At 63.9% G+C, this 1,083-nt stretch carries 1 protein-coding gene; it reads right to left on the bottom strand.

Annotation, left to right across the window (positions count from 1 at the left end):
* Nucleotides 1-310: 310 nt before the first annotated feature.
* A complete protein-coding gene (locus Q8M88_RS03525; protein WP_305594867.1) occupies nt 311-961 on the bottom strand; it encodes a TetR/AcrR family transcriptional regulator in 651 nt (216 codons plus the stop codon).
* Nucleotides 962-1,083: the final 122 nt, after the last annotated feature.

The following is a 1,083-nucleotide window of genomic DNA, read 5'->3' as shown; positions in this document are numbered from 1 at the left end:
TGCCGTTGCGCTCACCGATCTTGAGCAGCGCGGCGCGCAGGCTGGGCGAGTCCATGGAGAAGGCCGGCAAGGCCGGGAACATGCGGCCGAATTTGCCTTGTTCGTAGAACTTTGAACTGGGGGGCGCATCGCCGGAGCGATAGACGTTGCCGTGTGAAGCCATGGGTTCCTCCGTGGGGGTTTTTTGGAAGTGGTAGGCAACCAACACGTGCAAGCACCCGGAACGACCCGCCTACCGGAGGCCGGACCAGCGCCGACCACGGTAGCAGTGAAGCCCTCACAAAGGTTCACAAAAATCATTAACAATTGTTTAGCCATTGCCTGAGGGCGGCGCCAGGTAGCCCTGCACCGCCCGAAGCAGTTCGATGGTGAGCAAGTGCCAATCGACACGGGTGCCCTGCACGAGCAGCGCCTGCACCACCCAGCCATAGGTCATGACATGCACCGCACGGACGGTGCGCGCCAGGGTGATGGCATCGGGTGCATCAGCAGCCAGGGCCAGCGCCTGGGTCCACACCTCCACAAAGCGGCGGTAATTCTTGCGATAGGCCTCGGGGGTGGAGATCTGGCGCTCCAGCTGGTAGAGCGCCGCCCACACGCGTGCTTCCTGGCGGGTGACTTCGATCTGGTGCTCGACCAGCGCGGGCACCAGCTGGCCAAGCGGCTGGCCCCTCAAGCTTTCGGCGCGCGCCAGCAAACCCTGCCCCATGGCCCGCACCCGCATGTGGATGGTCAAGGCGGCAAGGGCCTGCTTGTCGCTCACGTAGTCGTAAAAAGTGCCTATGCCCACGCCCGCCACGCTGGCCACCTCGCGCACGGTCATGGCGTCAAAGCCGCGCTCCAGCAAAACCCGAACAAAGGCCTCCTGCAAGGCCTCGGAGCTGGCACGGGCGCGCGACTGCTGCGGACGCCGACGGGGCGTGGCGGGGGACACAGAAATCCGAACACGTTCGCGGGCCATGGCTTCTACACTGCTCCGAGGCAACAACTTCGAGCGGAGACATTAGCATGGGCTGGAACACACACGAGGTCAGCAACCAGTTCGACGAACTGCAGGACTACAACCTCTACACCACCGACGCG

Source organism: Phenylobacterium sp. (genome assembly GCF_030693805.1).
Taxonomy (GTDB): Bacteria; Pseudomonadota; Alphaproteobacteria; order Caulobacterales; family Caulobacteraceae; genus Phenylobacterium.
The sequence above is the reverse complement of the archived record's forward strand: the minus strand, read 5'-3'. Positions and strand labels throughout refer to the sequence as shown.

What these genes read in the sequence shown, in the direction of transcription:
- Q8M88_RS03525 (WP_305594867.1), bottom strand. Translation starts at nt 961, where the DNA reads ATGGCCCGCGAACGTGTTCGGATTTCTGTGTCCCCCGCCACGCCCCGT.